Source organism: Roseateles sp. GW821-FHT09G03, assembly GCF_059416045.1.
The window spans coordinates 1-26,203 of record NZ_JBWKOK010000011.1 but is presented as its reverse complement, the minus strand read 5'-3'; the positions used below and the strand labels follow the sequence as shown (position 1 = coordinate 26,203).

Sequence of the window (26,203 nt, the reverse complement as noted above, 5' to 3'; positions counted from 1 at the left end):
CCTGGGATTGGCGACGGGTTTGCTCGGCTGAGATCCTAGCTCAGCCTGGCGAATCTTCGCCTCCGGTGTTCCGTTCGCGGAACCACTGCCCCTGCTTCGAGGGGCCACTTTCAGTTCTCAAAGCCTTCGTCCGCTCGACTTGAGCAACGCCTGACCCCGGTCCTGGACGTTGCTCAAGCGGCGGACTTTTTTTGTCCGCGCCTTCCGCGCGTTCCGCTCGTTCCGCTCTTTGCCCGCTTCCCGGCCTCCGCCTGCGCGGCCTGCTGGTCCTTCACGAAATCGACGAAGGCGCGCAGCGGCGCGGGCAGATAGCGCCGGCCCGGGTAGTAGAGGAACGGACCGCTGAAGGACACCCACCAGTCCTCGAGCACCGGCACGAGCGCGCCGCTCTCCAGGTGCGGCCGCACCCAATCCTCGAAAGTCTGGATGACGCCGCAGCCGTGAACCGCCGCGTCGATCGCCAGGTCCAGGCCGCCGCCGAGGCGCACGATCATCGGCCCGTCGGGATCGACGGTCACGGACTCGCCCTCGCGTTGGAACTCGTAGGCCGGCATCGTGCCGCTGGGGAAGCGGCCGCGCAGGCAGCGGTGGGCGAGCAGGTCGCGCGGATGCGCCGGCTGGCCGTGCTCGGCGAGGTAGGCCGGCGACGCTGCGGTCGCCAGACGCTGCGTCCGCGGGCCGATCGGCACGGCGATCATGTCCTGCTCCAGACGCTCCTCGTAGCGGATGCCGGCGTCGCAGCCCGCAGCCAGCACGTCGACGAAGCTCTCCTCCACGGTGATGTCGAGCTTGATGTCCGGGTACGCCTTCAGGAAGGCCGGGACGATCTGCGGCAGCACGAGCCGCGCGGCGCTTGCAGGCACGTTGAGCCGCAGCGTTCCGGCCGGCCGCTCACGAAAACCGTTGACGACGTCCAGCGCCGCCTCGACCTCGCCCAGCGCGGGCCCGAGCCGGTCCAGCAGGCGCGCACCGGCCTCGGTCGGCGCGACGCTGCGGGTGCTCCGGTGCAGCAACCGGACCCCGAGCTTCGCCTCCAGTCGCCGCACGGCCTCGCTCAGCCCTGAGGGACTCAGGCCCGACTGCCGGGAGGCCTCCCGGAAACCACCCGACCGCGCCACGGCGAGGAAGGCCGACAGATCGCCAAGTTCCATCTCACTGTCCTTGATTCCGCACAGCCCGTGCGGATTCGATCCCCTTATCGTACGACCGCGCGCTGCCTACAGTCCTTCCACGACGTCGCCGATCTCCCCCGAAGTTCATTCGAAGTTCACCCGAACTCCCCCGAAGCATTGAAGGATTCCCCATGAGCAGCACTTCTCCCCGTCTCCTCGACCAGGCCGGCACGTTCAGGCTGGGTTCCCGCACGGTGACGCGCATCGGCTACGGCGCGATGCAGCTGGCCGGCCCCGGCGTCTTCGGTCCGCCGAAGGACCGCGCCGCCGCGGTCGCCGTGTTGCGCGAGGCCATCGCGCTGGGCGTCGACCACATCGACACCAGCGACTTCTACGGCCCGCACGTCACCAACCAGATCATTCGCGAGGCGCTCCATCCTTACCGCGACGGTCTCACGATCGTCACCAAGGTCGGCGCCCGGCGCGGCGAGGACGCCTCGTGGCAACCGGCGCAGTCGGCCGAGGCCTTGACGCAGCAGGTCCACGACAACCTCCGCAACCTGGGCCTGGACGTGCTCGACGTCGTGAACCTGCGCAGCATGATCGACGTGCATGGCCCGGCGGAAGGCTCGCTGGAACCACAGCTGACCGCGCTGGCGAAGCTGCAAGGGTCAGGTCTGATCCGCCACATCGGGTTGAGCAACGTGACAGCGCGTCAGGTCGCCGAGGCGCGCCAGATCGTTGAGATCGTCTGCGTGCAGAACCAGTACAACCTCGCGCATCGCAACGACGATGCGTTGCTCGACCAGTTGGCTGGGGAAGGCATCGCCTTCGTCCCGTTCTTCCCGCTCGGCGGCTTCTCGCCGCTGCAGTCGGACACGCTGTCGGCCGTCGCCGCTGAACTCGGCGCGACACCGATGCAGGTGGCGCTGGCCTGGCTGCTGCAGCGCTCGCCCAACCTCGTGCTCATCCCGGGTACTTCGTCGGTCGACCACCTGCGGCAGAACTTGCAGGCGGCCGCGCTGACGCTTTCCGCCGATGCCGTGCGCCGGCTCGATGCGATGGCGTCCGTCGGCAGGCATTGACACTGCCATCGCCACATCGGTCGCCATCGGGACTGCCGTCGCCAAGCGCGGGCTCTCCGCACAGCATGGGGGATCCCTCCAGGACCCCCAAGCAGTACTCCGGCCCCAGTGGGACCGGAGCGCTCGCGCTTGCTCAGAGCGGCGTCAGTACCGGCTCGCCGGCTTCCCAGCGACGGGCGTTCTCGAGGAAGAGGTCGACGGTGGCCTGCACGGACTCCGGCGACCAGCCCGCGATGTGCGGCGTGAGGATCACGTTCGGGAAACCGAGCAGCGCCTCCGGCGGCTTCGGCTCTGACTCGTAGACGTCGAGCGCCGCGCCGCCGAGTTCGCCAGCTGCAAGGGCCGCAGCCAGCGCGGCCGTGTCGACCAGGCTGCCGCGGGCGATGTTGACGACGTGGCCCTGCGGGCCGAGCGCCTTCAGCACCTCGGCATTGACGATGTGTTTGGTGGTCGGGCCGCCCGGCGCGGCGACGATCAGGAAGTCCGCCCAGTGCGCCAAGTCGAGCGCCGAGCCGAAGTACTGGCAGCCCACGGAATCGTTGCGCTCGCGGCGGTTGTGATAACCGACCTCCATGTCGAAGGCCAGTGCCCGCTTGGCGATGCGCAGCCCGATGGTGCCCATGCCGAGGATGCCCAGCTTGCGCCCGTTGACGCTGGGTCGAAGCGGCAGCACGTCGCGCCAGAGGCCGGCGCGCAGTGCCTGCTCCTGCTGCGGCAGCGCGCGCACAGAGGCGAGCAGCAGCGCCATCGCGTGATCGGCGACGCACGAATCGTTGGTGCCGGCGCCGTTCCACAGCGTGAGGCCGCGCGCCTTGGCGGCGGCGAGGTCGATGGCCTCGTAACCCGCGCCCTGGGCCGCGGCGACGCGCAGCCGGGGCATCGCCGCGATCTCGTCGGCGCGCAGGCCGACGGCGCCGATGGTGAGGACGATCTCGATGTCGGCGCCGTGTTCGGCGACGGCCTTCGCGCGGGTATCGGCGGTCGGCGCGTAGATCACGTCATAACGCGCGCGGAACTGCGAGAGGTGCTCTTCCGCCGTCGGCATCAGGACAAGCAGCTTGCGGGGAGAGCCGGACGAGGGACTGGCGGACGAAGGGTTGGCGGACACGGCGACCTCATGGAGTCAGGGAGTTCGCCGTCGATGATAGGAGCGCCATCGCGCATGCCTGCCAGGGCGCGCACGCGCTTCGCACGCGGTGAGGCTCAGTCCTCGTCGAGCGGAAAGCGCGCCGCCCAGAATTCCTGCAGCCGCGAGTCCGCGTCGACACGGCGAACGATCGGGGACATCGTCGGCGCGACCTCATAGAAACGCTCGCGCCACGGGCCGAAGCGCGACACGACCGCCACATACAGGTCAAGGACGGACAGCTCGTCGCCGAGCAGGTACTGGCCGGGGGTCATCTGCGCGTCCATGACGCCCCAGCAGAACGCGATGCGATCGTGGACCGCGTCGACCACCTGATCGCGCTGGTCGGGCCGCGCGCCGATGCGGGTCACGTCCGGCTTGATCCAGTGCAGCGAGTAGATCGCCGACGACACGAACACCATCCAGCGCAGGAACTCCGCGCGCCGCGGGTCGTCGACCGCGGGCGCGAGCCGCGCCTGCGGATGCGTGTCGGCGAGGTGGATCAGGATGGCGGCGCTCTCGGTCATCACGCGGCCGGCGTCGTCGACCAGCGTCGGGATCTGCCGCATCGGATTGGCCGCGCCGACGCGCACCCGGGCGGCCTCGGCCTCCCAGGTCGCGCCCTCGATCAGGTCGACCTCGATGCCCAGCAGCGTCAGCGTGGCTTCCACCGCCGTCGATCCGGAGGCCGCCGATCCGAAGAGAGTCCAACCCATGCGCATGTCCCGAAGTGGTCAGCGCATTGAACCACTCAAGGCCGCTCGCCGCGCGCCATCCTTGCGCCGATCTCGATGAGCGCCTTCGGCAGCTGCGCGACCGAATCGATCACCAGATGCGCGCCTGCCGCGGCCAGCCGCTGCTCGGCGAAGGCGCGCTTAGTCGCGACCTCGGCGTCCGGCAGCGCCTGAAGCTGCGCCAGCGTCAGACCCGTCTCGTTCCCCGACAGGCTCAGACCGACGGTCCACATGCCTGCCCGGCGGCCTTCCTCGATGCCTGGTGTCGTGTCGTCGACCTTCACGCAGGCGCGCACGTCGCCGATGCCGAGCGCCAGCACGTTCGCCAGCGCCATGAAAGGGCCAGGACGACCACCGGCAATCAGTTCGTCGCCGGCAACGACGTGGTCCGCCTCGATGCCGTCGGCCTTCGCCTGCGGCAGCAGCACGTCCAGCACCTGGCGCGGATAGCCGGAGCACGAGCCGATCTTCAAGCCCGCTTGACGCAGCGCGGCCAGCATCTCGACCGCGCCGGGAATCGGCTGCGAGTAGCGGCCGACCTTCTCGATCTGCATCGGCATGAAGCGCTCGTAGATCGCGTCGATGTCGGCGGCGGTCGACGGGCGGCCGAAACGCGCCTGCCACTGCGCCTGCAGCGACGCGTCCTCGAGCAGCGTGCGGATGTGATCGCGCTTGGACAGGCCCATCGGGCCGCGCGCCTCGGCCAGCGTCAGCGTGATGCCGAAGGTCGCGAACGCGTCGACGAAGATCTGCGTCGGCGCCAGCGAGCCGTGGTCGACCAGCGTGCCGGCCCAGTCGAAGATGACGGCCTGGAGATGCGGCACTTGAAGCGGCGAAGAGAGCGTGTTCATGCGTAGGTCCTGATGAAGTTGCGGCCGCGCGGACCGCGCAGCGCCTGTTCGACGCGCGCGTCCCAGTCGGCGGGCGCGATGCCGTAGTCGGCGGGATCGGTGGAGACGCCGAGCACAGCGAGGAAACGCTCCAGCGCGGCGACCGCGCCGTCGGCATCGGTCGCGTCGAAGATCGACAGCAGCTGGGCATCCAGCGCCGCATCGCGGCCGAAAGCCAGCCGCATCACGCGCGGCAGGCTGAAGGAGCACGCGATGCCGTGCGCGGTGCCGTGCGTGAGCGTGATGTCGTAGGACAGCGAGTGGGCCAGCGCCGTCTTCGTGTTGGAGAAGGCCATGCCCGCCTGCAGCGCGGCGACCGCGAGTGCTTCACGCAGGTCGAGCCGGCGCGGCTCCTGAAGCAATGCGGGCAGCGTGGCGACGATGGTGCGCGCGGCGCTCGCGGCGAGGCTGGACGACACCGGGTTGCGGTGCACGTTCCACAGCGACTCCAGCGCATGCGACAGCGCGTCCAGGCCGCTGGCGAGCGTGGCGCCCGCCGGCAGGCTGACCATCAGCGAAGGATCGACGATGGCCGCCTCCGGCCAGGTCCACGGCAGGTGCAGCGAATGCTTGCGCGAGCGCTCGACATCCCACAGCGTGGCCCACGGCGTGACCTCGCTGCCGGTGCCGGCGGTCGTCGGGACCGCGATCAGCGCGCGATGCGGACCGTCCACCGGGAGCGGCGCCGCCTTCGGATCGATCAGGTGATCGAGCAGTTCATCGAAGCGGCCGGACGGTGTCGCCGTGAGCATCGCCTTCGCCGCGTCGATGCTGCTGCCGCCGCCCAGCGCGATCACGCAGCGCGCGTCGCCGTGATCGCGCCACAGGCGCTCGTACAGCGGCGCGAGCCAGCGGACATCGGGATTGGGTCGGATGTCGGTCTCCACCGCCACCAGCCGGTGGCCGAGCATCGCCCTCACCCGACCGAGCAGCCCCAGCGGCTCCGCCTCCGGGAAGGCGATCAGCAGCGCGTCGCGCTCACCGACCAGCTCGGGCAACACCTCCAGCGCGCCGATGCCGGCCCGCACGTCGACCGGGTTGTGAAACTTCCACACGTTCACGTCCTTGTCCTCGTCATCTCTTGTTGGTTCTCGATGGTTCTGGTTGGGTTCTCGTTGTCGGGGCCGCCACCGGGCTCAATGCCGGCCGCTGTCCTGGATGGCGCGACGAAGCTGGCTCGACACGAAGTCCGCGGCGACCACCATCACGGTGATCACGATGATGCAGGTCGCGGTCTCGGGGTACTTGAACAGCTTGAGGCTGCCGACGAGCTCGAAGCCCAGGCCGCCCGCGCCGACCATGCCGAGCACCGTCGCCGAGCGCAGGTTGACCTCGAAGCGGTACAGCACGACGGCGATCCACGCGGTCACCACCTGCGGCAGCACGCCGAAGACGATCACCTGCAACGGCCGGGCGCCGGTGGCGCGCAGCGCCTCGAGCGGACCCTGGTCGATTTCCTCGATCGCCTCGGCGAAGAACTTGCCGAGCATGCCCGCGCCGTGCACCGCCAGCGCCAGCACGCCGGGGAACGGTCCCAGTCCTACCGCCGACACGAACACCAGCGCGAGGATCAGCTCGTTGATGCTGCGCGTCACGTTCAGACCCTGCCGCGTCAACTGGTACAACCAGCGCGGCCCCTGCAGGTTGCGCGCGGCGAGGAAGGACACCGGCACGGCAGCGACCGCGCCCAACAGCGTGCCCCACACGGCGATCTGGATCGTCTCCAGCGCCGGTGCCCAGAGCCGGTCGAGGATGCGCCAGTCCGGCGGCCACGTGCGGCTCAGGAAATCAGCGATCTGGGGCAGCCCGTTCGCCAGTTCCGACGGGCTCAGCTGCGCGCCGTTCGCGCTCCATTGCAGCGCCCACAGGCCCAGCACCATCGCGGCCAGCAGCTTCGTCCAGCCGCCCGGCGTCGTCGGCAGACCGACCAGCCAGCGGAAGCGATCCGCGGCGGCGCGCTCGACGGCATTCATCGTCGTCATGCGGTTTTCCTTTCCTCTTCGAGCGCCACGGGCTCGATGAGCTGCAGCCCGGCGTGGCCGGCGTAGAGCTCGTGGAGTTCGGCATCGGACAGCTCGCCGGGCAGCCGGTCGAACAAGACCCGACCCTGCGACAGGCCGACGATGCGGTCGCCGAATTCCTTGGCGTAGTCCACCTGATGCAGGTTGCAGATCACGGTGATGCCGAGCTCGCGGCACGCCTGCTTCAGATACCCGAGCGCCTGGCGCGCGGTGTGCGGATCCAGGCTCGCGACGGGCTCGTCAGCGAGGATCACCTGCGGCCGCTGCGCCAGCGCGCGGGCGATGCCCACGCGCTGCATCTGGCCGCCGGACAGCGAGTCGGTACGCTCATCCGCCTTGTGGGCGAGACCGACGCGATCGAGGCATTCCAGCGCCAGCGCGACGTCCGCCGCCCGGAACAGCTGCAGCACCGAGCTCCAGGTCGACACCGCGCCGAGCCGGCCCGTCAGCACGTTCTTCACCACGCTCAGGCGCGGCACCACGTGGTGATGCTGGAACACCATCGCGACGCGGCGCCGCAGCTCGCGCAGGTCCGCGGCGCGCGAGCCGGACATCGCGTCCAGGCCCGCAATCGTCATCGCGCCGGCATCGGGCAGCGCCAGCCGGTTCATGCAGCGCAGCAGCGTGGACTTGCCCGCGCCCGATGGGCCCAGCACGACGAGGAATTCGCCGGCCTTCGCATCCAGGTCCACGCCGCGCAGCACGGCGTTGTCGCCGAAGCGCTTGGTGACGCCGCGCAGCGTGATCACTTCATGCTCCGCAGGTCGAGCTTGAGCACTTTGGCGGTGTCGCGCACGACGTCGTAGGCGGCGTCATTGGTCGGCTGGAAGCCGTTGAGCACGCCCTGGTCGCCCCACTTCACGTCCTTCAGGTTGGCCAGCGCCTTGGCGAGCTTGTCCTTCAACGCGGGATCGAGGTCCTTGCGCCAGACCATCGGCGACTCGGGGATGGGCTTGGACGACCACAGCACGACGAAGTCGTCCTGCTTCACCGTGCCCTTCGCGACGGCGCTGGCGAAGATGCGGTCGGCGACGGCGGCGGCGTCGACCTTCTTGTTGGCGACGGCCAGGATGCTGGCGTCATGCGAGCCGGAGAACAGCACACGGCCGAACAGCGCGTCCGGGTCGTAGCCGGCCTGCTGCAGGCCGGCTTTCGGGAACAGGTGGCCGGAGGCGGAACTCGGATCGACGAACGCGAAGTTCTTCCCCTTGAGCTCGGCGACCGTGTTCACGCCGCTGTCCTTGCGGGCGAGGATCACGCTCTTGTAGGCGCTCTGGCCGGTCTTCTTGGTGACGGCGACGGAGAAGGCCTCGACGTTCGCGACCGAGCTGGCCAGCACGTACGAGAACGGACCGAGATAGGCCACGTCCAGCTTCTTCGAGCGCAGCGCCTCGATGACGCCGTTGTAGTCGGTGGCCACGAAGGGCTTCACCGTCATGCCGAGCTGCTGCTGCAGCGCGTCCAGCACCTGGCGGCTGGACTCGATCATCGCCTGCGAGTCTTCGGCCGGGATCAGGCCGATCGTCAGCGTCTGCTGCTGGGCGGAGGCCACCGCCGGCAGCCCCGCCGCGACAGCGACGGCGGCGGCCAGGACGGCACGGCGGAGAACGGAGGTGCGGGCTTGCGACATGGCGGCATCCAGGGAGTGGTGAGCGGATGCCGGCACTCTATGAATCCAACATGACAGGACATCCATCGATGCCATGTTGAATTGCAGATCAAACCATTGATCCGATCTATGGATGCAACTGAGGCCTCGTCAGCAGCCCGTAGCCCGCAGTCCCCGGGCCGCCGGTCACGCCCGGCGGCGCCCCGGCCCGGGCGGCGGGTCAGCGCTGGCCGCAGGCGGGGTGCTTCGTCCCCGAGGTGTCGTTGGGCAGGCCCAGGAAGTCGAGCACGTGCGGTGTCAGCGCGCCGGTCTGGAGCAGCGCCGTGCCGGTCAGATCACCCTGGCAGTAGGCCGGCTTGGCCGGGTTGCGGTAGCTGTTCGTCAGGATCAGTGCCGCGTCGCGTTCGCCGGCGCTCTGTCCGCCGTGGCCGCTGCCCGTCCCGCCGTGGTCGGAGACGACGACGATCAGCCATTCCTCCTGCGCGTAGGTCGGCCGGGCGGCGAGCGCGTCCAGGACCTGCTGGATCTGCGCATCCTCGGCCACGATTTTGGACTGGTAGTTGGCGTTGAGCGGCTCGTAGCTGGCCGCATGGATGTCGACGTTGTGCAGGTAGTAGAAGATTGCCGCGGGCGGATTCGTCCAGGACAACCAGCCCTTCACCGCGTTGGTGGCCTGCTGCGAGTTCTTGGCCGCGTTTGCCACAACGAAGTCGGCGCCGGCGGGCTTCAGGTTGCCGGTGATGTTGGCCCAGTCGCCAACGACGGCCAGCGTGGCCGTCGGATAGGCCGCCTTGATGCGGTCGAACAGGTGCGGCTTCTTCAGCGGCAACGCGATGTCGTTGCTCGTGACCCCGTGCTGGTCGGCCCAGAAGCCGGTGAACAGCGTGCCCCAGCCGGGCCCGCTGAGCGTCGCCTGGGCGCCGCCCGCGAGCACGTTGCCGTGGAACGCACCGCTGCCGGCGAGCGCGCTCAGGGCCGGCGTCACGGCGCAACCGCCGCAGAACAACGCATCGCCGCGCAACCCGTCGATGCCGATCACGAGCACATGCCTGCGGCCGTAGGGTCCGATGATCGGGTTGGGCACGCCCGGCCCCGGGATCAGCGAGTAGTGGTCGTACGGATTGCCCGCATAGTCGGTCTTCAAGCCGCCGACATCGGCGGCGCGCTTGTCGCTGAGATCGCACTGCTGGGCGTTCTTGTAGAAGTCGAAGCTGACGCACCAGGACTTGCGCGAATCGTTCAGGCACGCGGCGGCGCAGGCTTCCGGCGTCACCGCGGTGAGGTGCTCCCGGTTGTAGCCCGAGATGGCGGCGTTGATCGTGCGGGTGAACGACGCCAGCGCCGACGGCGCGGTCTGTGCGCCGGCGACGGGGACGAGCGCCGCCAGCGCCAGGGCGGCGCCCAGGGCGCGCAGCGCTGCCGACTGGCGTTTCAGGGAGAGGATCAGGGTCATGAGGGCTCCGGGCTCGACTGAGCGGGTTGAGGAATAAATGCCCCTGGAGCGTAGGAACGTCACGTGACCGTCACTCGATCGAATCAATATCGCGAATCGCACGAAATCATCGAGAGTCTCTATACCCATGTCGGCCGCCAAGCTCCGCGCCTTCCTCGCCGTCGCCCGTCATGGCAGCTTCAGCGCCGCGGCGCGGGCGTTGGGCCTGTCGCAGCCCACATTGACGACCCAGGTGCAGGGGCTGGAGCAGCAGCACAAGGTGGAGCTCTTCCACCGGCGCGGCCACCGGATCGAGCTGACCAGCGTCGGCCACCAGCTGCTGCCCATCGCGCGACAGCTGGCCGCGCTCGAGGTCGAGGCCTACAACCTGCTGCACGACTGCGGCGAACTCACGCGCGGCCAGTTGAAGCTCGGCGCGGTCGGCCCGTTCCACGTCATCGAGATGGTCGACGCGTATCGCCAGCGGTACCCGAAGGTGGACGTGTCGATCCGCCTGGGCAACTCGGCGCAGGTCTTCGGGGACCTGGAGAACTACGTGATCGACGTCGGCGTGCTGGCGCGTTTCCACGACGCGCCGGGCTTCGAGACGATGGCCTACGCGCGACACGCGATCATCCTGTTCGTTCACCTCGACCACCCCTTCGCGAGGCATGAGAGCGTTCCGCTGCAGGCCTTGGAGAACCAGCCGCTGCTGCAGCGCGAGGACGGATCTAGCACGCGCCGCGCGCTCGAGTCGGCATTGCGGCAGGCGGGCATCGCCCCCCGCGTCGCGATGGAGATCGGCAGCCGCGAGGCGCTGCGGGAAGCGGCCGCGCGCGGCATCGGCATCGGTGTCGTCTCCGAGGCCGAGTTCATCCCTGACGCCCGTTTCCGCCCCGTGCGCATCGACGGCGACCCAGCCTTCACCGAGACGCACATCTACTGCCTCAAGGAACGCCGGGACAGCCTGCTGCTGAACTCGTTCTTCGACACCGCCACGGCCCTCAAGACTCCCCCGCAGTCCTCGGTAGCAAATCCGCTGCAGTAAGGCGACGATGGGGGACGGGAGGTCGCGGGGTTTTGGCCCTTGCGGCCAAGGCCCTGCGACCTCGCGGCCAACGCTTGGCCGAATCAGGTGGGCAGTCTCCCAACGACAGACTCCCCTCAGAAACCGGACAGGTTTCTGAAGGGACGCCCAGGCATCCTGCGCACCTTCGCGCGGGGGGCCTGAGGGCCGTCTGATCCCTGGAATCCATGCAGAACGAGAAAGCAAAGCTCATGGACCGCCGCCAATTTTTCCCCCGTCCTGTCGTCGAGGCGGGCACCAACCGCTGGGACTGGGCGCTGCTGCCGCTGGTGCTGGCGATGCTGGTGCTGCTGGCTTACGGCGCCGCGCAGATGGCGCGCCCGTTCGCGCTGGGCGATCCGCTGCCGCTGTCGCTGGACCCGTCCCACCTGCCCTACTACCTGCTGCGCACCAATCTGCGCATGCTGGCTGCGATGGTGCTGGCGCTGCTCTTCAGCGCGGTCTTCGCGGTGCTCGCCGCCAAGGTCCGCGCCGCCGAGAAGGTGCTGGTGCCGATGCTCGACATCCTCCAGTCGATCCCCATCCTGGGCTTCCTGTCGATCACGGTGACCGGCTTCATCGCGCTGTTCCCCGGCAACCTGCTGGGCGTCGAGTGCGCGGCGATCTTCGCCATCTTCACCTCGCAGGCCTGGAACATGGCCTTCAGCCTGTACCAGTCGCTGCGCACGGTGCCGTCGGAACTCGACGAGGCGGCACGCGTGTTCCAGCTCTCCGGCTGGCAGCGCTTCTGGCGGCTGGAGTTGCCCTACGCGATGCCGGGCCTGCTGTGGAACATGATGATGTCCATGTCCGGCGGCTGGTTCTTCGTCGTCGCGTCGGAGGCGATCTCGGTCTCCGACCAGAGCATCAAACTGCCTGGCGTCGGCTCCTACATCGCGATGGCGATCGAGGCCCGCGATCTCGGCGCGATCGGCTGGGCGATCATCGCGATGCTCGTGGGCATCGTGCTCTACGACCAGCTCGTCTTTCGCCCGCTGGTCGCGTGGGCGGACAAGTTCCGCTTCGAGGACAGCGGCACCGACACCGCGCCCAACTCGTGGATGCTGAACTGGCTGCGTCGCACCTCGCTCACGCGGCGCTCGGCGGCGTGGCTGGTGGACCGGCTCGAGGGCAGCCTGGTCTGGTTCCGCCGGCATCACGACGGCACCTCGATCCGCGCCCGCCCGCGCATCGCCAGCGCAACCTGGACCCGCGCCTGGGACGCCGTGGTGGCCGCGGCGGTGATGGTGGCGCTGTATCACCTGGTCCGCTTCGTCCACACCGAAGTCGGCTGGTCGGAAGCCGGTCATGTCTTCGGACTCGGGCTGATCACGCTGGTCCGCGTGCTGGTGCTGATCGCACTGGCCGCGCTGGTGTGGGTGCCGGTCGGCATCTGGATCGGCATGAACCCGCGTTGGTCCGGCCGGCTGCAGGCGGTGGCACAGTTCCTCGCCGCGTTCCCGGCGAACCTGCTGTTCCCGGTGGCCGTCGTGCTGATCGTGCGCTGGAAACTCAACCCCGATGTGTGGCTGTCGCCGCTGATGATCTTCGGCACGCAGTGGTACCTACTGTTCAACGTCATCGCGGGCGCGTCCAACATCCCCGCCGAGCTGCGCCACGCCGCCCGCAACCTGGGCCTGAGCGGCTGGCTGAAATGGCGGCGCTACCTGCTGCCGGCGGTGTTCCCGAGCTTCGTCACCGGCGCGATCACCGCCAGCGGCGGCTCGTGGAACGCGAGCATCGTGGCCGAGTACGTCTCCTGGGGCGACACCACGCTCAAGGCGCACGGTCTGGGCAGCTACATCGCGGAGATGACCGCCCGCGGTGACTTCCCGCGGATCGCGCTGGGCATCGGCGTGATGTGCATCTTCGTGATGGGCCTGAACCACTTCGTCTGGCGCCGCCTGTACCGGCTGGCCGAAGACCGCATGCATCTGTGAACTGCGATCTGTGAGGAGACCGGCATGACCGCATCCATCATCGAACTCCATGGCGTGGGCAAGCGTTTCCGCTCGGCCGACGGTCATCCGCGTCCCGTGCTGGCGGACGTCGACTTCAACCTGCGCGAAGGCGAGATCGTCGCGCTACTGGGCCAGTCGGGCTCAGGTAAGAGCACGCTGCTGCGGATCATGGCGGGACTGGTGCCGGCCGACGCAGGTCAGGTGCGGTATCGCGGGCAGCCGCTGTCGGGCCCGGCGCGCGGCATCAGCATGGTGTTCCAGTCCTTCGCGCTGTTCCCGTGGCTGACGGTGCAGCAGAACGTCGAGCTCGGGCTGGAGGCGCGCGGCGTCGCCAAGGCCGAGCGCGAAGCCAAGGCCGAGGCGGCGATCGCGCTGATCGGCCTGAGCGGCTTCGAGGGCGCGCTGCCGCGCGAGCTGTCGGGCGGCATGCGCCAGCGGGTCGGCATCGCGCGCGCGCTGGTGACCGAGCCGGACGTGCTGCTGATGGACGAGGCGTTCTCGGCGCTGGACGTGCTGACCGGCGAGCGGCTGCGCGAGGACATCCTCGAACTGTGGGACGGCGGGCACATGCCGACGCGGGCGATGCTGGTGGTGTCGCACAACATCGAGGAGGCCGTGATGATGGCCGACCGCGTGCTGATCTTCGCGAGCGATCCGGGAAGGATCCGTTGTCAGCTGGCGGTGCAGCTGCCGCGGCCGCGCGATCCGGAGAGCGCCGATGTGCGCGCGCTGATCGACGAGGTCTATGCGCTGATGACGGCGGGCGCGGCGCGGCCGTCGCGTGCCGCAGGGACGGTCGACGCCGCGACCACGCCGGCGCCGCTGGCCGAGCGCCTGCCGGCGGCGGACGTGGCGCGGATGGACGGATTGCTGGAGCTGCTCGCCGAGCCGCCCTTCGATGGCCGCGCGGACCTGCCGCAGCTGTGCGAGGAGGCGGGACTGCCGGACTCGGAGCTGCTGCCGGTCGCGCATGCGCTGGCGCTGCTGGGGCTGGCGCAGCTCGACAGCGGGGATCTGCAGCTGACGCCGCTGGGTCGACGCTACGTCGAAGGTCCGCACGGGTTGCGGCGCGATCTCTTCGGCCAGCAGTTGATGGCGCATGTGCCCCTCATCGCGCACATCCGGCACAGCCTGGAGCAGGAGCCCAGCGGGGAGATGCCGGACAAGCCGGTGCTCAGACTGCTGAGCGAGCATCTCGACGATACCGAGGCCGATGCGGTGCTGCAGACGGCAGTGACGTGGGCGCGGCATGGCGAGGTGTTCGAGTACGACTACAACACCGGGGCGCTGCGGTTGCCGACCGGGGACGAAGAAACGGCGACGCGCTGAAGAGGCTTCAGCACTGCCACCGCCGCTGGCCCTCACCCCTGCCCTCTCTCGCAAGCGGGAGAGGGAGTAAGCATGGCGCCAACGGACCCGCTGGGAGCGCCGCCGGCCGTTGTGGGTAGAGTCGGACATCGCGTCTTCGAGTCCCGCGCCGATGAAACGCCTTGCCCGCAATCGGTTGAAGTCCTTCAGCGTTGAACGGTTGCTCCGCCACGCGCTGCGGCATTGGCATGCGCAGGAAGGATGGCGTGCGGTCGAGGTGCTGCAGCGGCGAGGATCTCCGGCGCTGCTGGCCCGCATCGAGGCACTGAGCGAAAGCCCGCGAGTGCGCCGGCGCGCGGTCGGGCTCTCGATCGCCGCGCAAATCATGCGGCGGGAGAACGGCCGCGACGTGCTCTTCGCGGAGCAGGAGACGCAGCAGCTCCTCCTGCGAGGCTTGTCCGATCCGCATCACGACGTGGTCCGCGCCGCCGTCGCCGGACTCGGGTTGCGGCCGCATGGGGCGAGCGTCCAGGGACTGCTCCGTCTGTCGACGCATCCGGACAGCAAGATGCGCTGGCAAGTCGCGGTGGCGCTCGGCTCCTACGAGGAGCCGGAGGCGATCGAAGGCCTGATCCGACTCGCGACGGATCCGTCCGCCGAAGTGCGGGACTGGGCCACCTTCGGACTCGGCTCGCTGCGCGACGACGACACGCCGGAGATCCGCGAAGCCTTGCGCCTGAACCTGCGGGACCGCGACGAGGATGTCCGCGGCGAAGCGCTGGTGGGGCTCGCGCGGCGCGGCGATCACGGCATCGTCGAAGTCCTGATCTCACAGCTCACGCCCGAGTGCCACCTGTATGAGCTGGACGCCGCCGAGGCACTCGCCGATCCGCGCCTGGTCGAGCCACTGCAGGCGCTTTCCCGATCCGCACCGCCTTCGTGGACCGCAATCTGGCAGGCTCACCTGGACGAAGCGCTGGCGGCATGCTCCAGTCAATCGGTACCGGTGAGTACCGAACGCAGCAACGCTTCCTGAACGTCCGCGGCCGCTTCTCTCGGCGGTTCGTCCTTCGCGACCTTCGCGAGATTCGCGAGATTCGCGCCTTCGTACGGCTCGTGGATCGGGCCGAGGACGAAGCGGGCCTGGAGCTCGCGGAGCATCACGTGCGGTTCGATGCAGCGCACGTCGAAGACCGCGCACACATCAGGAATCTTGATCTTCTTCTTCGAGCCTCGGGCGGACTTTTCCCAAGTCACCACCGTGTGCCCTTTCGCAAGGGCATGCGCCACCAGAAACATGTCCGCGGTTTCCGTGAACTCGCGGATAACAGGGTCGAGCAGGCCCTGCCGTTTGACCCAGACCACGAGTGCGTGAACCGCCATGGCGACAGTCTCGTCCGGCGAGAGAAAGAAGTCAGGAGACTGCGCCGCAACCCAGGGAACGATGAGGTCATCCGACAGCTCTTCGCGCACCTGGTCGATGCTGAATACCTCCCCATCCGCATGGCTGGCCGTCAGCCATCGCCAGAAGGCCGGACAGAAGTCCATTCCGTAGTGAGTCTTCCTGGCTTCCAGGAACACATTCGTATCGAGCAGATAAGCCATCTCAGACCTCCAGACCAAGGGAACGACCGATCGCGTGGAACACGTCGGTGGACTTGATGCCGAGCATCCGGAACGCCGACGTGTAGGTGGTCGATGAGCCTCCCGTTTGACAGATCAAAGCCCGAGTAAACCTCCGGCTCGATCGTGTAGCGATGGCCAGCCAACCCTCGATGGCGGGCATGCACGGCACAACGAACTTGTTCGCTTGCGCATGCTGGCGGAATCGAGCCACCACCTCCCGCGCAACGGCATCGCAGAATCGTGGCATGCTGCCGTCGCTGCGAACCGGAGCAGCTGCGGTGCTGATGCCCGACTGTCCGAGCCACACCAAGGCAAGGTGCCTGGCGAGCGTCAGGAGCTGATCGTCCTTTCCTTGCCGCTCGTTGAGAACGATCACAGGTGCCAGGTCGTGAGTCAGCGTGAGACCGAGAATCTCCCCTGCATCGGGCGGTCCGACTTCGCCGTCTATGCCCCACGGACTCGTCATCACGAGAATGCCTGCGGCTTCCGCCATGTCGACGACCACGTCGAAGAGGTGGTTCCGCGGCTCCGGCCAAAGGCAGGTCCTTCCGCGACTCCCCAGGAACGCCACGATCAATGCCGCCACGATGTGCGGAGTGCCATTCACCGTCGTGCTGCCAACGAAGGAAAGCGGATCCTCGCCCAGCTCAGTGAGATATTCCTGGTACCAGTCCTGACGCACTTCGAACGGATGAACCAGAAGGCCCCAGGGGCGCGGGCTGCGTAGCACGGGTTTCGGGATCTCCGGATCCAAAAACAGTCGCGGCGGGTCGATCGAATACTCGTGGGCCACCCGCTGCGATGGGCCCTTCAGGTTTGCTTGGTGCATGGGCTCATTGCACTGCGCCTCGCCCCGCAACGCGATCCTCAATTCGTTGGTAGATGCGGGTGCAACACCACCGGCAGATGAAGGTCGGCGCGACTGCATCGATACGTGATTTGAGCGGTACCCGATCCCTGGAATCAGTCAGCGATGACGGCACTTGCGGCGTTCGAAGTGGAGACTCTTGATCGTCGTCAGGCGATCGCGGACGCTCCGTCTCTACGCGAATCTGTAGTCATCATTCGATGACCGCACAATGGACGTCTTCTCCGACTCCCGACGTCGCGCCCCATGCTCCCCCGCATCAGCGAAGAGATCACCTTCCGCAAGCTCGAGATCCTGATCACGTTCCTGGAGAGCGGCAGCCTCGCGCGCGCCGCCGAGCGGCTGGGCACGAGCGCCGTGAGCGTGCACCGCGCGCTGCATTCGCTCGAGGCCGGCACGCGCTGCGCGCTGTTCCGGCTCGAGGGCCGCAACCTGCAGCCCACCGACGCCGCCCACGCGCTCGCCGACGTCGCCCGCGAGATCCTCCAGCGCATGGACGAAGGCATCAACGCCACCCGCGCCATCGCCGGCTACGGCGCCGAGCGCATCCGCATCGGCTCGCTGTACTCGCTGACCAGCGGCACCGTGCCGTCGATGATCATGGCGCTCAAGGCGCGCAAGCCCGACGTGCAGGCCGAGCTCATCCTCGGCTCCAATTCGGATCTCACCCAGCGCCTGCGCGACGGCACCATCGACGCGGCCGTCATGGGTCAACCCGAGGCCGCGCCGGAGCTCGAGACCCACGCCCTCTTCGAGGACGACGTCTTCTTCGCTGCCCCCGCCCAGTCGCCCTACGCCGCGCTGACCAGCATCGACCTGCGGGACTGCGCCGAGGAACGCTTCGTCAGCCTGCAGGAAGGCTTCGTCACCTACAGCCGATTCGTCGATGCGTTCCGCATCGCCGGGTTCGAGCCGCAGATCGTGATGAAGACCAACGACATCTTCTCGCTGATGAACCTCGTCGGCGGCGGCATCGGCTGCACCCTGCTGCCCGGCCGCGTGCGCGGCGTGCTGCCGCCCAGCGTGCGGCTCATCCCGCTGCAGGACCGCTACGCCGCCGTGCGCCAGACCATCGCGCTGTGTTTCCTGCGCACCCGGGAGCGCGATCCCAACCTGCTGGCCTTGCTCGCCGCCAGCAGGACACTGAAGCTCGGCGGCCACTGAACCGGCCACTGAAGCGGCCACTCCGACGTCCGGTCGGCGCCTCTGCGGGTATCCCCTCGCCAACCGTTCCGCTCCCCGTAATCGTCCCGCGCGCCGGTTGATTGATCGGGCGGGGCCGCGCCCGTAACTTCCGTCTCCATGGACCGCACTCCCATGGACACCAAGGCCCGCGACCGCGCCGCCCGGCTCGCCGCGGCCCGCGACGCGCTCGGCACACGCCTGGCCGGCCGACGCGTCGACACCGACGCGATCGTCGACCTGCTCCACGCCGTGCTCAAGCCCGGCGACCGCGTCTGCCTGGAGGGCAACAACCAGAAGCAGGCGGACTTCCTGGCCAAGGCGCTGGTCCGGCTCGACCCTGGCCGCATCCACGACCTGCACATGGTCCAGTCCGTGCTCGCGCTGCCGGAGCACCTGGACGTCTTCGAGCGCGGCATCGCCAGCCTGCTCGACTTCAGCTTCTCCGGCCCGCAGGGCGCGCGGCTGGCCAAGCTGCTGTCCGCCGGCCGGCTGAAGATCGGCGCGATCCATACCTACCTGGAGCTGTTCGCGCGCTACTTCGTCGACCTGACGCCCAAGGTCTCGCTGATCGCCGCGCACGCCGCCGACGCCCACGGCAACCTCTACACCGGCCCCAACACCGAGGACACGCCCGCGATCGTCGAGGCGACCGCCTTCTCCGGCGGCATCGTCATCGCGCAGGTCAACGAGCTGCTGCCCGAGGGCACTCCCTTGCCCCGCGTCGACGTGCCCGCCGACTGGGTCGACTTCGTCGTGCGCGCGCCGACGCCCAACTTCATCGAGCCGCTGTTCACCCGCGACCCCGCGCAGATCAGCGAGATCCAGGTGCTGATGGCGATGATGGCCATCAAGGGCATCTACGCGGAATACGGCGTGCAGCGCCTCAATCACGGTATCGGCTTCGACACCGCCGCGATCGAGCTGCTGCTGCCCACCTACGGCGAATCGCTCGGTCTGAAGGGCAAGATCTGCCGCCACTGGGCGTTGAATCCGCATCCGGCATTGATCCCGGCGATCGAGGCGGGCTGGGTGGAGTCCATCCATTCCTTCGGCTCCGAGCTCGGCATGGAGGACTACATCCGCGCCCGCTCCGACGTGTTCTTCACCGGGCCCGACGGCAGCCTGCGCAGCAACCGCGCGTTCAGCCAGGCGGCCGGGCATTACGCCTGCGACCTGTTCATCGGCTCGACGCTGCAGATGGACCTGATGGGCAACAGTTCGACGGCGACGCTGGGCCGCATCGCCGGCTTCGGCGGCGCGCCCAACATGGGCGCCGATGCGCGCGGCCGCCGCCACGCCAGCCCCGCGTGGCTGAAGGCCGGCGAGGAAGCGCGCGGCCACCTGACCGGCGCCGCCGCCACGCCGCGCGGCCGCAAGCTGGTCGTGCAGATGGTCGAGACCTTCCGCGAGCACATGCAGCCCGCCTTCGTCGAGCACCTGGACGCGTGGGAGCTGCAGCGCCAGGCCGGCATGGATCTGCCGCCGATCATGATCTACGGCGACGACGTGACGCACGTTCTCACCGAGGAAGGCATCGCCAACCTGCTGCTCTGCCGCAACGACGAGGAACGCGAGCAGGCGATCCGCGGCGTCGCCGGCTACACGGCCGTGGGGCTGGGACGCGACCGACGCGCCGTGGAGAACCTGCGCGACCGCGGCGTGATCAAACGCCCCGAGGACCTCGGCATAGCCCCGCGCGACGCCACCCGCAACCTGCTGGCCGCTCGCGGCATGCGCGACCTGGTGCGCGCCTCCGGTGGTCTGTACCGCCCGCCGAAGCGCTTCCGCAACTGGTGAGAGACAACACGAGAGAGATGCCATGACGCCCGTTCCGCCCGTTCCTCCCGGTTTGGAAACCCTGGACTTCCGATTCGCCGGCTCTCACGCGCAGAGCGGTTTCGCGCCGGTGCTGGTTGGCGTCGTCGGCTCCGGCAACCTCGAGGTGATGCTCGAGCCCGAAGCCGGCGGCGACTGCGCGGTCCGCGTCCAGACCTCCGCGCGCGGCTTCGCGCCGATCTGGAAGGCCGTGCTCGACGACTTCCATCGCCGCCACGACCTGGCCGGCGTGCGCGTGTCCATCAACGACATGGGTGCCACGCCGGCCGTCGTCAGCCTGCGGCTCGACCAGGCCGTCCAGGAGTTGCGGCCATGACGACGCTCTCCTACGCCGAGTGCTCCGCGCGCGAGCGGCTGGCGCTGCTGCTCGACCCGGGCAGCTTCCATGAATGGCTGCCGCCGCAGGCGCGCGTGATGAGCCCGCATCTGGCGCAGCTCGGCGTGCCCTCCGCCTTCGACGACGGCGTGGCGATCGGGCGCGCGGCGCTCGACGGTCGACCGATCTTCGTGGCCGCGCAGGAAGGCGCGTTCATGGGCGGCGGCGTGGGCGAGGTGCACGGCGCGAAGCTCGTCGGCCTGCTGCGCCGCGCGTTGCGCGACCGACCCGCCGCGGTGCTGCTGCTGCTCGATTCCGGCGGCGTTCGATTGCATGAGGCCAACGCGGGCCTGATCGCCGTGTCCGAGGTCATGCGCGCCGTGCTGGACGTGCGCGATGCCGGCATCCCGGTGATCGCGCTGATCGGCGCGGCCAACGGCTGCTTCGGCGGCATGGGCATCGTCGCGCGGTGCACGGACTTCGTCGTCATGAGCGACCTGGGCCGGCTCGCGATGTCGGGACCTGAAGTCATCGAGGCCTCCCACGGCGTCGAGGAGTTCGACGCCCGCGACCGCGCGCTGGTCTGGTGCACCACCGGCGGCAAGCACCGCTGGCTGAGCGGCGACTGCGACGCGCTCGTCGATGACGACGTCGCCGCTTTCCGCCAGGCGGCGATCGCCGCGTTGGACACGCTGCCGACATCGCGTCCGGTCACGCTCGGCGCCCTGGAGCAGGAACACGCGCTGCTGGCGCACCGGCTGGCGCTGCTCGACGAGCCCGTCACCGGCGACGACGCGCAGGCGCTGTGGACGCGGCTCGGCGTCGCGGACGCCGCGCGCGTGCCGGACGTGGAGGTTGCCGAGGTCGTCGCGTTGCGGCCCTCTGCCGCCGGGCGCTTGAGTGCTTGAGCGGTCGAGCGGTCGAGCGCCCGCGTGATCGAAGGTCTGGCCCTTGAGCGCCCGAGCCGTTGAGCCCTTGAATGACAGAACCCGGCAGGAGACACGAACATGGATTGGAAGACTTTGGCGACGACGCTGTTCGGCTCGGACCGCGAGCTGACGCTGGACGGCGATTTCCTGCACGGCACGGTCGAGCTCGACGGCGAACCGCTGACCGTCTTGGGCACGACGGGACATGCGCCGATCGGCGTGAAGCTCGCGCTGGCGCAGGCGCGTGTGGTGCTGGACACCCTCGCCCGCCATCCTGGCCGGCCGATCCTGCTGCTGATCGACACGCAGGGGCAGCAGTTGCGGCGCCGCGATGAGCTGCTCGGCATCAACCGCGCGATGGCGCACCTGGGCATGACGATCGATCTGGCGCGACGTCGCGGACATCGCGTGCTGGGGCTGGTGTACGACCAGGCGCTGTCGGGCGGCTTCATCACCTCGGGCCTGATCGCCGACGCCTGCGACGCGCTGCCCGAGGCCGAGATCCGCGTGATGCGCATCCCCGCGATGTCGCGCGTGACCAAGCTGCCGGAGGAGATGCTCACCGCGTTGTCCGAGACGAATCCGGTATTCGCGCCGGGCGTCGACAACTACGTCGCGATGGGCGGCGTGCGGCGACTGTGGACCGGCGACCTGCAAGCCGCGCTGCGGCAGGCGCTGACTGATGCCCCCACCGAAGACCGCCGCGCGATCGACGGCGCCGGGCGCGGCGGACGCCGGCTCGCGGCCGACGTGACGCAGCGCGTGCTCGACGCCGCTTGACCCCGCGGACCGGAACACCGCCATGACCCGCCTTCACCGCCACCAGCTCGTGCACCTGACGCCTGCCGCGTGGGAGCGGCTGCGCGCGATCGCGCGCGACGCCACCGAGCGCGAATGCCTGACGCTGTGGGCGTCGCGCGGCTTGCCGCTGGTCGTGACGCAGCAGCGTTGCGACGCGGGTACGGACCCGGCATGGATCGCGATGGGGCTGTCCGCGCCGCTGCGCTGGGAGTCGCGCCGCATCGGCGTGAGCGTCGCGCGCAGCGAGGTGATGTTCTTCGACGAGTTCCCCGCCGCGCGCGCCGTGGCCAAGCTGCTGCCCCCGTCCGCACGTGCCGCCTGGGACGCGCTGTGCCGCGCGATGCTCGCCTGCGGCGTCCAGCCGCGGGTCTACGGCAGCTTCGGCTGGCAGGCGCTGTCGGCGATGGTCCATGTGCGGGCCGACTCCGATGTGGACCTGTGGGTCGGCGTGACCGATGCCGACCAGGCCGATCAGGTCGCCGCGCTGCTGGCCGCCGCCGAGATTTCAGGTCTGCGGCTCGACGGCGAACTCGTCTTCGACGGCGACAACGCCGTGTCCTGGCGGGAGTGGCTCACCTGGCGCGCGGGCGGCGTGCGCTCGATCCTGGCGAAGTCGATGGGCGGCAGCCGGCTCGCGACGGAGCTCGGCGAGATCGTCCGGGACGTCAAGGCGGCGGCGTGAGCGCACCATGAGCGGACGGGTCCTCTCCCCCGACTCCGGCTGGCACAGCGCCGGGCGCTCGAACCGTTGCGCGGCGCCGGCGCGACGCGGGCTGACGGCCAGCGACATCGGCCGCGCCGCGGCGGTCGCGTTGCATGACGAACTGGCGCTGTCGCCCAAGCCGGGCCTGGTCACGCTGACGAGCAACGGCAGTCATCGCGACATGGATGCGCGGACCTTCATGCGCAGCATCTCGTCGCTGCGCCGGTACTTCGTCCGGATCGCTCATCTGGGCGCGGCCGGCGCGGACTTCCCCACGCTGGAGCGCGCCGGCATCGAGGCCGAGGCCCGGATGCTGGACGCGACCGGCGGCATCAACACACATCGCGGCGCGATCTTCCTCCTCGGTCTGCTGTGCGCGTCCGCCGGCGCCGTCGTCGCGGCGCATCGACCGCTGACACCGCAGGCGGTAAGCACGGCGCTGATCGAGCGGTGGGGGGCGGCGCTCCGGCAACGCGCGCTGCGCCCATCCACGCTGCCGGGCGGAACGGCCGCGCGGCGGTGGGGCCTGCGCAGCGCGTCCGAAGAGGCCGCGCTCGGTTTCCCGGCCGTCTTCGATGTCGCGGTGCCGGCGATGCGCTCGGCGATCGCCCGCGGCCTCTCACGAGACGGCGCACAGCTCGACACGCTCTTCCACCTGATGGCGGTGCTGGACGACAGCAACCTCGCGCATCGCGGCGGGCTCGAGGGGCTGCGCTTCGCGCAGCGCGCGGCCGGTGAGTTCATCGAACAGGGCGGCGCCGCGACGCCCGACGCCATCACCCGCGCCGCGGCGATCGCCGTCGACTTCGAAGCCCGCCGGCTCTCGCCCGGCGGTTCCGCAGACATGCTGGCAGCCGTGTGCTGGATGCGGCGGATCGGCGCCCTCGGCGCTTTCGACGGGGTCGATGTGGTGCCGCCGGCTCGCCTCGCACTGCCGTGAGCGTCGCGGTCGTCTTCAGCGGCCAGGGGAATCAGCATCCCGCGATGCTCCCGTGGCTGGACGACGATGCCTCGCTATCGGCCATGAGCGCGCGACTCGGCGTCTCCGACTGGCGTGCGGCGCTTGCCGATCCCGCCTGGGCCAGAGCGAACGCGCACGCGCAGGTGTTGATCACGACAAGCGGCCTCGCCGCGTGGTCGCGGATCGCATCGCGCTTGATGTCCGCATCGATCGAGATCGACGGCGTCGCCGGCTACAGCGTCGGCGAACTCGCCGCGTGCGCGGCCGCAGGCGTGCTCAGTGCCGACGACGCGATGCGGCTCGCCGCTCAACGCGCCGCGTTCATGGACGACGCGAGCCGATCGCTCGCGGGCGGACTGTGCGGCGTGACCGGCGTCGCCGTGTCGGAGGTGGAAACCGTTCTGGCCGGAACGTCCGTGTCCATCGCGATCCGCAACGGCGACGACTCCGTCGTGATCGGAGGACCGCTGAACGACGATGGGCTCGACGCGCCCGACGCGCCTGCCGCACTCGAAGCGGTCGAAGCCGCGTTGGCCGCACGTGGGGCGCGGTGCACGCGACTCGCCGTCTCCGTCGCGTCGCACACACCACTGATGCGCCCGGCGGCGGAGGCGTTCGGATCGGCCCTGTCGAGGATCGACATGGGAGCGCCCACACGGGCGCTCTTCGACAGCGAGGCCAATCGCGTGTGGAGCGCGGATCAGGCACGCGCGGGACTCGCCCGTCAGATCGCCCACACCGTGCGATGGGACGAGGTCATGGACCAGCTCGCCGCGCGCGCGCCGTCCTGCGTGCTGGAGATCGGCGGCGGCCAGGCGCTCGCGCGGCTGTGGCAGCAGCGGCACCCGTCGATTCCCGCGCGCTCCGCCGACGAGTTCCGCACGCTCGACGGCGTGCTCGCGTGGATCGAACGCAGCGCGTCCTGACGCACGCCGTCGCGTGACGCACGCGAAGAAGTCCGGCCCGGCGCGGGTAGTCCCTCGATCGTTGCAGCGTGCGTAACGGTCCGAGTGCGAGCTTGATTGAAGCCCGCCCGCGCGCTCGATACCGTGCATGCCATCGAGAAACGATGCGGCCGGCGTTCGACGCGCCGGACCGTCACAACAGGAGACAAGCGATGGGCATCCACTGGATATCGATTCTTCCGCTCGCAGCCATGTTCATCGTGGCCACGGCGCTGCCGATCAACATGGGCGTGCTGGCCTTCGTGGGCGCCTTCCTCGTCGGCACACTCGCGGCCGGCATGAGCGCGAAGGCCATCATGGCCGGCTTCCCCGCCGAGCTCTTCCTGACGCTGGCGGGCATCACCTACCTCTTCGCGCTCGCGCAGAACAACGGCACCATCGACTGGCTGGTGCGGCTTGCCGTGCGCGCGGTACGGGGCCGCATCGCGGCGATCCCGTGGATCATGTTCCTGGTGGCGGCGCTGCTGACCTCGTTCGGCGCGGTCAGTCCGGCGGCGGTCGCGATCATCGCTCCCATCGCGCTCGGCTTCGCCGCGCGGCACGGCATCCATCCGCTGATGATGGGCCTGATGGTGATCCACGGCGCGCAGGCGGGCGGCTTCTCGCCGATGAGCATCTACGGCGGCATCACCAACAAGATCGTCGCCAAGGCGGGCCTGCCGCTCAGCGAGATCACGACGATGCTGGCGAGCTTCGGCGTCAACTTCGCGGTGGCGCTGGGGCTCTTCCTCGCGCTCGGCGGTTTGCAGCTGATCCGGCGCGGCCGCGTCGCCGATGAGGGCGAACTCGCGCCGATCCCGCCGGTCGCCCGCGCGCAAGGCGGGCCGCAGGTCTTCGGCGACGCGGAGGCTGCGTCCTACGGCGAGGGCCGCCGCGTCGCGGCGAGCAAGTCCTCGATGCTGGGCCAGGTGCAGACGCAGACCTTCCAGGACACCGGTCCGCACCAGGTGATCACGGCGCTGGGCCTGCTGCTGCTGGCGGTGCTGACGCTGGGCTACAAGCTGGACATCGGTTTCGTGTCGATCACGATCGGTCTGGCCCTGAGCCTGATGCAGCCGCGGCTGCAGAAGAGTGCGCTCGGCCAGGTGTCGTGGCCGGAGATCATGCTGATCGTCGGCGTGAGCACGTACGTGGGCGTGATGGAGAAGATGGGCACCATCGACTACGTCGGCCACAGCGTCGCGAACCTGACCTCGCCATTGATGGCCGCGTTGCTGCTGTGCTTCGTCGGCGCGGTGGTCTCGGCCTTCGCGTCGTCGACCGCGGTGCTCGGTTCATTGATTCCGCTGGGCGTGCCGTTCCTGACCGGTGACAACTCGACGATGGCGATCGGATTCATTGCCGCGATGGCGGTGTCCTCGACGATCGTGGACGTGAGTCCGTTCTCGACGAACGGCGCCTTGGTGCTGGCCAATGCCAAGGGCATGGACCGCGACCGTTTCTTCCGGATGCTGCTGCTCTATGGCGTCGCGGTGACGGTGATCGCACCGGTGGTGGTGTGGGGACTCTTCGTGGTGCTGTGATGTCTCGAAGAGCTTGGCCGGAGCCGGCGGCGAAGCCGAGCTTTCAAAACTGACTTGAGCGCCGTCTGTTTGAGGTTCTATGGTTCCTTTCAAGCTCCAAGGGACGAGAGCATCGCTGGATTGAATCGTTGCCCACTGTTCCAGAG

General features: G+C 69.2%; 25 protein-coding genes. 14 read left to right on the top strand and 11 right to left on the bottom strand.

What is annotated here, in order from left to right:
- Positions 1–173: 173 nt before the first annotated feature.
- Complete coding sequence (locus AC07OZ_RS27790; RefSeq protein WP_495470258.1) at positions 174–1,151, bottom strand: LysR family transcriptional regulator; 978 nt, start codon at positions 1,149–1,151, stop codon at positions 174–176.
- A 152-nt stretch (positions 1,152–1,303) separates the two neighbouring features.
- Between AC07OZ_RS27790 and AC07OZ_RS27785 the strand changes: the two genes are divergently transcribed.
- Positions 1,304–2,197 (top strand): aldo/keto reductase family oxidoreductase, encoded by an 894-nt coding sequence (locus tag AC07OZ_RS27785; RefSeq protein WP_495470257.1) that lies wholly within the window; start codon positions 1,304–1,306, stop codon positions 2,195–2,197.
- 133 nt (positions 2,198–2,330) lie between these two features.
- On the opposite strand, the gene AC07OZ_RS27780 is transcribed toward AC07OZ_RS27785, so the two are convergent.
- The 8 genes from AC07OZ_RS27780 to AC07OZ_RS27745 form a co-directional block, all read right to left on the bottom strand.
- A complete protein-coding gene (locus AC07OZ_RS27780) occupies positions 2,331–3,242 on the bottom strand; it encodes an NAD(P)-dependent oxidoreductase (RefSeq protein ID WP_495470364.1) in 912 nt (303 codons plus the stop codon).
- 158 nt (positions 3,243–3,400) lie between these two features.
- Positions 3,401–4,039, bottom strand: coding sequence for a glutathione S-transferase family protein (locus AC07OZ_RS27775; RefSeq protein WP_495470256.1), 639 nt, complete (start codon positions 4,037–4,039; stop codon positions 3,401–3,403).
- Between the two features lie 35 nt (positions 4,040–4,074).
- On the bottom strand, positions 4,075–4,908 hold the full coding sequence (gene phnX / locus AC07OZ_RS27770) for a phosphonoacetaldehyde hydrolase (RefSeq protein ID WP_495470255.1): 834 nt from the start codon (positions 4,906–4,908) through the stop codon (positions 4,075–4,077).
- On the bottom strand, positions 4,905–6,002 hold the full coding sequence (gene psrA / locus AC07OZ_RS27765) for an iron-containing alcohol dehydrogenase PsrA (RefSeq protein ID WP_495470254.1): 1,098 nt from the start codon (positions 6,000–6,002) through the stop codon (positions 4,905–4,907). The genes phnX and psrA overlap by 4 nt, the downstream gene beginning before the upstream one ends.
- Positions 6,003–6,083: 81 nt before the next feature.
- On the bottom strand, positions 6,084–6,920 hold the full coding sequence (gene phnE / locus AC07OZ_RS27760) for a phosphonate ABC transporter, permease protein PhnE (protein ID WP_495470363.1): 837 nt from the start codon (positions 6,918–6,920) through the stop codon (positions 6,084–6,086).
- Between the two features lie 5 nt (positions 6,921–6,925).
- On the bottom strand, positions 6,926–7,717 hold the full coding sequence (phnC, locus tag AC07OZ_RS27755; RefSeq protein ID WP_495470253.1) for a phosphonate ABC transporter ATP-binding protein: 792 nt from the start codon (positions 7,715–7,717) through the stop codon (positions 6,926–6,928).
- On the bottom strand, positions 7,714–8,598 hold the full coding sequence (phnD, locus tag AC07OZ_RS27750) for a phosphonate ABC transporter substrate-binding protein (RefSeq protein ID WP_495470252.1): 885 nt from the start codon (positions 8,596–8,598) through the stop codon (positions 7,714–7,716). The genes phnC and phnD overlap by 4 nt, the downstream gene beginning before the upstream one ends.
- A gap of 199 nt (positions 8,599–8,797) precedes the next feature.
- Positions 8,798–10,030 (bottom strand): alkaline phosphatase family protein, encoded by a 1,233-nt coding sequence (locus AC07OZ_RS27745; protein ID WP_495470251.1) that lies wholly within the window; start codon positions 10,028–10,030, stop codon positions 8,798–8,800.
- Between the two features lie 127 nt (positions 10,031–10,157).
- Between AC07OZ_RS27745 and AC07OZ_RS27740 the strand changes: the two genes are divergently transcribed.
- From AC07OZ_RS27740 to AC07OZ_RS27725, 4 genes are all read left to right on the top strand, one after another.
- Complete coding sequence (locus AC07OZ_RS27740) at positions 10,158–11,057, top strand: LysR substrate-binding domain-containing protein (RefSeq protein WP_495470250.1); 900 nt, start codon at positions 10,158–10,160, stop codon at positions 11,055–11,057.
- A 230-nt stretch (positions 11,058–11,287) separates the two neighbouring features.
- Positions 11,288–13,015: an ABC transporter permease gene (locus AC07OZ_RS27735; protein ID WP_495470249.1), complete on the top strand. Its 1,728-nt coding sequence runs from the start codon at positions 11,288–11,290 to the stop codon at positions 13,013–13,015.
- A gap of 24 nt (positions 13,016–13,039) precedes the next feature.
- Complete coding sequence (locus AC07OZ_RS27730) at positions 13,040–14,365, top strand: ABC transporter ATP-binding protein (protein WP_495470248.1); 1,326 nt, start codon at positions 13,040–13,042, stop codon at positions 14,363–14,365.
- Positions 14,366–14,516: 151 nt separating this feature from the next.
- Positions 14,517–15,380 carry a HEAT repeat domain-containing protein gene (locus AC07OZ_RS27725; RefSeq protein ID WP_495470247.1) on the top strand — a complete coding sequence of 288 codons (864 nt, stop codon included), beginning with the start codon at positions 14,517–14,519 and terminating at the stop codon, positions 15,378–15,380.
- Here AC07OZ_RS27725 and AC07OZ_RS27720 read toward each other — a convergent pair.
- Together AC07OZ_RS27720 and AC07OZ_RS27715 are read right to left on the bottom strand one after the other, a co-directional pair.
- Positions 15,338–15,949 carry a DUF4411 family protein gene (locus AC07OZ_RS27720; protein WP_495470246.1) on the bottom strand — a complete coding sequence of 204 codons (612 nt, stop codon included), beginning with the start codon at positions 15,947–15,949 and terminating at the stop codon, positions 15,338–15,340. The two genes, AC07OZ_RS27725 and AC07OZ_RS27720, sit on opposite strands and share 43 nt — an antisense overlap.
- A 1-nt stretch (position 15,950) precedes the next feature.
- Positions 15,951–16,799, bottom strand: coding sequence for a DUF8813 domain-containing protein (locus AC07OZ_RS27715; RefSeq protein WP_495470245.1), 849 nt, complete (start codon positions 16,797–16,799; stop codon positions 15,951–15,953).
- 285 nt (positions 16,800–17,084) lie between these two features.
- Here AC07OZ_RS27715 and AC07OZ_RS27710 point away from each other — a divergent pair, with 285 nt between their 5' ends.
- The 9 genes from AC07OZ_RS27710 to AC07OZ_RS27670 all read left to right on the top strand — a co-directional run bounded on the left by AC07OZ_RS27710 (position 17,085) and on the right by AC07OZ_RS27670 (position 26,057).
- The gene (locus tag AC07OZ_RS27710) at positions 17,085–18,002 is read left to right on the top strand and encodes a LysR substrate-binding domain-containing protein (protein WP_495470244.1); all 918 of its coding nucleotides are present in this window, start codon (positions 17,085–17,087) and stop codon (positions 18,000–18,002) included.
- A 138-nt stretch (positions 18,003–18,140) separates the two neighbouring features.
- Entirely contained in the window at positions 18,141–19,820 is a 1,680-nt protein-coding gene (gene mdcA / locus AC07OZ_RS27705; RefSeq protein ID WP_495470243.1) for a malonate decarboxylase subunit alpha, read from the top strand.
- Between the two features lie 22 nt (positions 19,821–19,842).
- Positions 19,843–20,175: a malonate decarboxylase acyl carrier protein gene (mdcC, locus tag AC07OZ_RS27700; protein ID WP_495470242.1), complete on the top strand. Its 333-nt coding sequence runs from the start codon at positions 19,843–19,845 to the stop codon at positions 20,173–20,175.
- Positions 20,172–21,083 carry a biotin-independent malonate decarboxylase subunit beta gene (locus tag AC07OZ_RS27695; protein ID WP_495470241.1) on the top strand — a complete coding sequence of 304 codons (912 nt, stop codon included), beginning with the start codon at positions 20,172–20,174 and terminating at the stop codon, positions 21,081–21,083. The genes mdcC and AC07OZ_RS27695 overlap by 4 nt, the downstream gene beginning before the upstream one ends.
- Positions 21,084–21,182: 99 nt before the next feature.
- Positions 21,183–21,884, top strand: a complete 702-nt coding sequence (locus tag AC07OZ_RS27690) for a biotin-independent malonate decarboxylase subunit gamma (protein WP_495470240.1) — start codon at positions 21,183–21,185, stop codon at positions 21,882–21,884.
- A gap of 22 nt (positions 21,885–21,906) precedes the next feature.
- Positions 21,907–22,587, top strand: a complete 681-nt coding sequence (gene mdcG, locus AC07OZ_RS27685; RefSeq protein ID WP_495470239.1) for a malonate decarboxylase holo-[acyl-carrier-protein] synthase — start codon at positions 21,907–21,909, stop codon at positions 22,585–22,587.
- Between the two features lie 7 nt (positions 22,588–22,594).
- Entirely contained in the window at positions 22,595–23,548 is a 954-nt protein-coding gene (mdcB, locus tag AC07OZ_RS27680; RefSeq protein ID WP_495470238.1) for a triphosphoribosyl-dephospho-CoA synthase MdcB, read from the top strand.
- Positions 23,545–24,495 (top strand): ACP S-malonyltransferase, encoded by a 951-nt coding sequence (locus tag AC07OZ_RS27675; protein ID WP_495470237.1) that lies wholly within the window; start codon positions 23,545–23,547, stop codon positions 24,493–24,495. The genes mdcB and AC07OZ_RS27675 overlap by 4 nt, the downstream gene beginning before the upstream one ends.
- Before the next feature lie 191 nt (positions 24,496–24,686).
- Complete coding sequence (locus AC07OZ_RS27670) at positions 24,687–26,057, top strand: SLC13 family permease (RefSeq protein ID WP_495470236.1); 1,371 nt, start codon at positions 24,687–24,689, stop codon at positions 26,055–26,057.
- Positions 26,058–26,203 lie beyond the last annotated feature (146 nt).